The sequence below is a fragment of the Pseudomonas sp. FSL W5-0299 genome, assembly GCF_005930655.1.
Classification (GTDB): domain Bacteria; phylum Pseudomonadota; class Gammaproteobacteria; order Pseudomonadales; family Pseudomonadaceae; genus Aquipseudomonas; species Aquipseudomonas mandelii.
On record NZ_RXHX01000073.1, the window covers coordinates 1 to 7,168 of the forward strand.

A 7,168-nucleotide genomic window follows, 5' to 3' on the forward strand; every position below is an offset into this window, starting at 1 on the left:
CATCGCGAGCAGGCTCGCTCCTACACTGGATCTGTGTCGCGCCGGAGATCCAATGAGGGAGATCAACCGACAGTGATGTATTGGTTTTTCTGGCCCCATCGCGAGCAGGCTCGCTCCTACACTGGATTTGTGTCGCGCCGGAAATCCAGTGTGGGAGCGAGCCTGCTCGCGATAGGGCCCAGACAGGCGCTATAAACTTTAATGCCTGGAGGGTATCGACTGCTTACGTCGGACACGTCTCCCGCCCATTATCGAGCCCTTGCTTGTAGCTATGGCTCTGCAGGCTCGCCTTGCCGTTATGCCAGGTCAGCGTGAGCACAAACAGCGAGTCGTAGTCGCTGGATTCCCAGTCTTCGGTGATCTTCTGTTTCTTTCCGACTGCATCTCCCGCGACCTTGTTGATCAGCTCGGGCAGGTAACCGTGGGACCAGGCGGTGTAGATGACCGAGTTGTGGTACTTGTCGTGGAGCAATTCATCGGCCAGGTCGCTGGTGTCGTTGGCTGAAAAGTTGATGTTCACCGGCAAGCCGAGCTTGATCGCGCTGGGGCTGATGGTCATCAGGGGGCGAATGTAGCTGTAGGAATTGTCCAGTTCGCCTTCCTCGACATTACGTGTCGGGTTGGCGGCAAAGACGTAATTGGCCTTGCCGAATTTTTCCGGCAGCAAGGTGGCCAGGTCGATGGCGCGGTTCAGGCCCTGGCAGTTGAGCTGGCCCAGACCACCTTCGGGTTTTTCCGCGTGACGCAGGAATACCAGGGTCTGGGTGCCGTCTGCCGGTTGAGCGCGGCTTTCACTGGACTCCAGCGACAAAAACAACGCGCTCATCGCCAGCAGGGAGGGCAGGACGACATACGCGCGTTGCTTGAAGCGATCGGCAAATTTGAAAAGGTTCATCATTTAATAGGTGATCTTCAGCGCATTCGGTTAAGGCTGACAAACCTTTACACCACGAGCTCCCAGCAGCGGGTGTTTTCCATGTCATTGGGCCGGTCCGTTTCCGAAAGGGCAGTTCTCAGAGTCCTCTGAAGCCCATTTGGTTCGATTCCGGCGAGTGCGCCGCAATGTACCGGTAACCTTGCATGGGTTGGAGCAGAGGTTATCGACAGGATGTTGCGGATTTATGGACACGGTACAGGTATCGGCGCAGAACGATGACTGCAATGTTTTGATCTTCTTCATCAACAAGATTGATACGCAAAAAACCAGTCTCCTCCATTATGATCAGCGCTTACTGTTCACTGTGGATGCTCCCCATGACCGATCTGTCCGCGTTCCCGATTACCCAAAAATGGCCGGCTCAATACCCGGACTGGATTCAGCTGTACTCCTTGCCGACCCCCAATGGCGTCAAGGTCTCGATCATGCTCGAAGAGATCGGTCTGCCCTACGAGCCCCATCGCGTGGGCTTCGACAGCAACGATCAGATGTCCCCCGAATTTCTGTCGCTGAACCCCAACAACAAGATCCCGGCGATCCTCGATCCCCACGGCCCTGATGACAAACCCCTGCCGCTGTTCGAGTCCGGGGCGATCCTGATTTACCTTGCCGACAAGAGCGGCCAGTTACTGGCGCAAGAGTCGGCGGCGCGTTACGAGACGATCCAGTGGCTGATGTTCCAGATGGGTGGCATCGGGCCGATGTTTGGCCAGCTCGGGTTCTTCAATAAGTTCGCCGGCAAGGACTACGAGGACAAACGTCCCCGTGACCGCTACGTCGACGAAAGCAAACGCCTGCTGAAAGTACTGGACAGCCGTCTGCAAGGGCGCGACTGGATCATGGGCGAACGCTACACCATTGCCGACATCGCGACCTTTCCGTGGGTGCGCAACCTGATCGGCTTCTATGAGGCTGGCGATCTGGTGGGCATCAAGAATTTCCCCAACGTCACTCGCGTGCTGGAGCGCTTCCTGGCGCGGCCGGCGGTGATACGCGGGCTGGAAATTCCCAAGTAAATCTCTTCGACTCTCTCAAGACCAAGGCAGGCAATGAGCTCATTCGATTTCAAACAAGTAGATGTCTTCAGCCAGGTTGCACTCAAGGGCAATCCGTTGGCAGTCGTGTTCGGCGCAGACAGGCTCAGCGATGAACGCATGGCGGCGTTCGCAAGCTGGACCAACCTCAGCGAAACCACATTCATCCTCGAACCGCGCGACCCTCGCGCCGACTATCGGGTACGGATCTTCACCACCCTCACCGAGTTGCCGTTCGCCGGTCACCCGACCTTGGGCACTTGCCATGCATGGCTTGAGGCCGGGGGCGTGCCCAAGGGCGAGGAGATCATTCAGGAGTGCGGCGTCGGTCTGGTGCGGGTCCGCAGGCAAGGCGCGGAGCTGGCCTTTCTCGCGCCGCCACTGATCAAGACAGGGCCGGTGGACGCTGACGTCGTCGAGCGTGTGCGCCGAGGGCTGCGACTGGAGCCGGGGGTGATTGTCCGGGCGCAATGGGTTGATAACGGTGCCGGCTGGTTGGCGGTGATGGTCGAGGACCGCCGACAGGTGCTGGATTTGCAGCCGGATCATTCACAGATGCTGGGCCTGGCCGTCGGCGTGATAGCGCCATGGCACCCTGAGCGCGATGGCGATGATGCGCAGTTTGAAGTGCGCGCTTTCATCTCCGGCGATGGCATGCCGGAAGACCCGGCTACCGGCAGCTTGAACGCCGGGATTGCGCAGTGGTTGCTTGCCGAAGGCTTGGCGCCGGCGTCCTACGTGGTCAGCCAGGGCCTGACCATGGGCCGCGCCGGGCGCATTCAGGTGGAGCAGGTGGGTGATGAGATCTGGATTGGTGGTTCGGTGGTGACCTGCATCAGCGGTGTGCTGGAAATCTAAAACTTGTGGGCGCGGGCTTGCTCGCGAAGGCGGTGCGTCAGATACATCTTTGTTGGATGTGCCGCCGTCTTCGCGAGCAAGCCCGCTCCCACAGGGAACCGCGTTATATCGCGCGATTATTGCGGCCTCGGTAACGCAGTCTTGGGCGATCGAGGTTTGTGCCCCGCGCCTTTGAGGGCATAAGCTTCGCCCCCTACGACTTTCATCTCGACCTCCGTTTTTCAGGAACCCCTCATGTCAAGCCAGTTCCCCGAAGCACGTCCACGCCGTCTGCGCCGCAATGCGAGCCTGCGCAGCCTGTTCCAGGAAACCGAGTTCAGTCTGAACGACCTGGTGCTGCCGATTTTCGTCGAGGAAGAAATCGATGACTTCGTGCCGATCAAAAGCATGCCCGGCGTGATGCGCATTCCAGAGTCGAAACTGGCCGGTGAGATCGAGCGTTACGCCCGCGCCGGGATCAAGTCGGTGATGACGTTCGGCGTGTCCCATCACCTGGACAGCAGCGGCAGCGACACCTGGAGCGACAACGGCCTGGTGTCGCGCATGTCGCGCATTGCCAAGGACGCGGTGCCGGAGATGATCGTGATGTCCGACACCTGCTTCTGCGAATACACCGACCACGGCCATTGTGGCGTAATGCACAACCATGAAGTCGACAACGACCAGACCCTGATCAACCTCGGCAAACAAGCCGTGGCGGCGGCCCGGGCCGGTGCGGATGTGATTGCACCGTCAGCGGCCATGGACGGGCAGGTCCAGGCCATTCGCCGGGCCCTCGACCAAGCCGGTTTCACCCAGACCGCGATCATGGCCTATTCGACCAAATTTGCCTCTGCGCTCTACGGCCCGTTCCGCGAAGCTGGCGGCAGCGCGTTGAAAGGCGACCGCAAAAGCTACCAGATGAACCCGATGAACCGCCGCGAAGCGGTGCGCGAGTCTCTGATGGACGAGCAGGAAGGCGCCGATGCGCTGATGGTCAAACCGGCCGGCGCGTACCTGGACATCATCCGCGACATCCGCGAAGTGTCGCGTTTGCCGCTGTCGGCGTATCAGGTCAGCGGCGAGTACGCGATGATCAAATTCGCCGCGCAGGCCGGGGCGATTGATGAGGACCGCGTGGTGCGTGAAAGCCTTGGCGCGATCAAGCGGGCGGGGGCGGATCTGATCTTTACCTACTTCGCGATGGACCTGGCCCTGGCCGGGATCTAAGAAACACCTCGGAACCCCTGTAGGAGTGAGCCTGCTCGCGATGGCGTCTTGTCATTCGACCCATGTATTGACTGATACGCCGCCATCGCGAGCAGGCTCACTCCCACAGTAAATACTGGGGGCTCAGGGGCTGCCGAAAAACGGCCGGATCCCGTGCTCCTTGAAATACCGCTCAATCACCTTGGGGTCCGCCGAGCTGTCGGCAATCGCCACATACGTATCCGGACGCAGCAGATAAAAGCCGTTACGCCCCAACCCCGCCGCTTCAAACGCCGGCCGCCAGTCGAACACGTGCAACGGCAGGTGATGCTCGTGGCACCAGGCGATCATTTCGTCACTGGTGTCGCCATACACATGCACCTGCCAGGTCAGACACTTCAGCGATTCGAAATTGTCCCCCTCACCGTCGTGAGCCCAGGGCAGGCGGTCGCCGCCATGAACGTGGCCCGCGACCCCCGTGCTCAATGCTGTCCCACGATAGTTCAGGGTGATCTGCGACACCGTGCGAAACAGAAACTCGCGGGACGTTTCGAATGAGGCCATTTTAGGGATCAGGAACGGTGCCAGACGGGTGCGCAACAAATCGGCCATGCGCCCTTCGGCAGTCACGAAGGTGAAGACCCGGTCGGTGGTGGCCACCAGTTTGCGGGCGAAGGTGATGCGTTCGGTTTCGTAGGTGTCGAGCAGCGTGGCTGTGGCGCCGCCGCTCAAGACGGCCGCCAGCTTCCAGGCCAGGTTGATGGCATCGCCGATCCCGGTGTTCATGCCCTGACCGCCCGCCGGGCTGTGGACGTGGGCCGCATCGCCCAATAGAAAGGCGCGACCGTTGCGAAAGTGATCCGCCACCCGATGATGCACACGATACGTCGAGAACCAGTTAACCTGCTCAATCTGCACCTTCAGGTGTTCGATGGCCCGACTGCTGACGTCGGCAAACCCGAGGGTTTCAGCACGGTCGGCGCGCTCGTCGCGCACGGTGCCGATCAAGCGGGCGCGGCCTTCGCCGGCTAACGGAAACACCGCGAGAAAATCCGCTTCATCCAGGTCCAGGTGCAGTTCGCCGTTGAACGTCGGCCCGTGAGCCTGCACGTCCGCCACGTAGAAAACCTGCTGGTAGGTGCCGCCGGGAAAACCGGTATCGAGGGTCTTGCGCACGATTGACCGGGCGCCGTCGCAACCCGCCAGGTAACACGCCTGGCAGATTTCCTGTTGGCCATCGTGCAAGCGCAGCCTTGCACTGATGCCATCGCCAGTCTCTTCAAAACCCTCCAGTTCGGTGCTGCGTTCGACCTTGATACCGAACCCTTCGAGGCGTTCAATCAGCAGTTGTTCGTGCTCATCCTGAGGGAACATCTCGAGAAACGCGTAAGGCGTCAGCCCCTCGCCGATGCCGGTCAATGGCAAGCGCGCTACGGGCTCGCCCTTGACCCAGAAATTCGCTGCGTCCACCCGGTGGCCTTTTTGTACCACGGCATTGCTGAGGTCGAGCTGACGGTAAAGCTCCAGCGTCCGTGCCTGGACCGCCAGCGCCCGGGACGTGGTGCCGGGGGCCGACGTCTTGTCGATAATCCTTACCCCAATCCCCAGTTTGCTCAGCCACAGCGCCAATACCAGCCCGGTCGGGCCGGCGCCGACGATCAGCACGTCGCTACGGTTCATGAGCCTGTCCTCCTCGGTGTGTGGCACAAGTATGGTCCAGCGCGGGGATATGAAAAGGCAGGCCGCCCAACGGAAAAGGCCCGCAACCGTGAAGTGGTGGGGGATGAAGGGGAACGGGCCGTTGCGGCAGCAGTCATAGCCTGCGCCATGCCTTTGATCGTATGGTTAACCCGGTTCAGCAGAGTTGATGGAGCACCATGCAAGCCAATCGATTGATCATGAGTCTCGCGGCGCTGCTGGTGCTGGCGGGTTGCGGCACCCAGCGCACTCAGGAGTTGCCGGCCCGCAAACCCGCCGAGGTCAAGGCCGAGATTGTGCGCCTGCTGCCGGCGAAAACCGTTGACCGCCAAGGCTGGGCCACGGACATCTACGCCGCTTTTGCCGCGCAGAACATCTATCCCTCCACGCAAAACCTGTGTTCGGTGCTCGCGGTCACCGAGCAAGAGTCGACCTTCCAGGTCGACCCACCCGTGCCGGGCCTGGGCAAGATCGCCCGCGAAGAGATCGACCGTCGTGCCGCTAAAGTCCATATCCCCAGCCTGCTGGTCAGCGGTGCACTGCAGGTCAGTTCATCCAACGGTAAAAGCTACAGCGACCGGCTGAATGCGGCGCGCAGCGAAAAAGAACTCAGCGCGATTTTCGATGACTTCATCGGCATTGTGCCCATGGGGCGGACCTTGTTTGGAGGGCTCAATCCGGTGCACACCGGTGGGCCGATGCAGGTCAGCATCGACTTCGCCGAGCAACAGGCACGGGATTATCCGTATCCGGTGAACGGCTCGATCCGTCGTGAAGTGTTCAGCCGTCGCGGCGGCATGTACTTCGGCATTGCTCACTTGCTCGGGTACCCGGTGAGCTACAAACAGCCGCTGTATCGCTTCGCCGATTTCAATGCCGGTTGGTACGCCAGCCGCAATGCGGCGTTTCAGAATGCGGTGAGTCGAGCGTCAGGCATCCCTTTGGCGCTGGATGGTGATCTGGTGCGCTACGACGCGATCATGCCGGGCACCACGGAATTGGCGGTGCGCAGCCTTGGCAAGCAATTGGGCATGCGCAACACGACCATTCGCGATCAATTGGAGGAGGGCAAAAACCTGCAGTTCGAGGACACCCAGCTTTATGCGCGGGTGTTCGACCTGGCCGAGAAGGCGGAAGGTCGGCCGTTGCCTCGTGCAGTGTTGCCGGGGATCGTGCTGCAAAGCCCGAAAATCACCCGCAAACTTACGACGGCGTGGTTTGCCAAGCGGGTGGATGAGCGTTATCAGCGCTGCATGACACGGGCGGGCAAGTGACCGGCTGCAAAAAACAGGCAAAAAAAACCCGGCTGATGAGGCCGGGTTTTTCATTGAGTACCGCGGTAAAACCCTTCATTTATACAGCGCGGTTTTCGATCAGACGATCCGAACCACCTTCAGCGACGCGGTTTTCGATCAGACGATCCGAACCACCTTCAGCGACGCGGTTTTCGATC

Annotated in this window: 6 protein-coding genes; 4 read left to right on the plus strand and 2 right to left on the minus strand. The window is 60.3% G+C overall.

The genetic code is table 11. The features are described from left to right. Positions 1–223: 223 nt before the first annotated feature. Positions 224–898 (minus strand): hypothetical protein, encoded by a 675-nt coding sequence (locus FHL16_RS33400; RefSeq protein ID WP_010458594.1) that lies wholly within the window; start codon positions 896–898, stop codon positions 224–226. Positions 899–1,254: 356 nt separating this feature from the next. Here FHL16_RS33400 and FHL16_RS33405 point away from each other — a divergent pair, with 356 nt between their 5' ends. From FHL16_RS33405 to hemB, 3 genes are all read left to right on the plus strand, one after another. Then, on the plus strand, positions 1,255–1,953 hold the full coding sequence (locus FHL16_RS33405; RefSeq protein ID WP_077750521.1) for a glutathione binding-like protein: 699 nt from the start codon (positions 1,255–1,257) through the stop codon (positions 1,951–1,953). 33 nt (positions 1,954–1,986) lie between these two features. Continuing rightward, complete coding sequence (locus FHL16_RS33410; protein ID WP_077750522.1) at positions 1,987–2,829, plus strand: PhzF family phenazine biosynthesis protein; 843 nt, start codon at positions 1,987–1,989, stop codon at positions 2,827–2,829. Between the two features lie 234 nt (positions 2,830–3,063). Next, on the plus strand, positions 3,064–4,038 hold the full coding sequence (gene hemB / locus FHL16_RS33415; RefSeq protein WP_077750523.1) for a porphobilinogen synthase: 975 nt from the start codon (positions 3,064–3,066) through the stop codon (positions 4,036–4,038). 123 nt (positions 4,039–4,161) lie between these two features. On the opposite strand, the gene FHL16_RS33425 is transcribed toward hemB, so the two are convergent. Further along, complete coding sequence (locus FHL16_RS33425) at positions 4,162–5,697, minus strand: FAD-dependent monooxygenase (RefSeq protein WP_077750524.1); 1,536 nt, start codon at positions 5,695–5,697, stop codon at positions 4,162–4,164. Between the two features lie 197 nt (positions 5,698–5,894). On the opposite strand from FHL16_RS33425, the gene FHL16_RS33430 reads away from it, so the two are divergent. Beyond that, complete coding sequence (locus FHL16_RS33430) at positions 5,895–6,989, plus strand: DUF1615 domain-containing protein (protein ID WP_077750525.1); 1,095 nt, start codon at positions 5,895–5,897, stop codon at positions 6,987–6,989. The last annotated feature ends 179 nt before the right edge of the window (positions 6,990–7,168 follow it).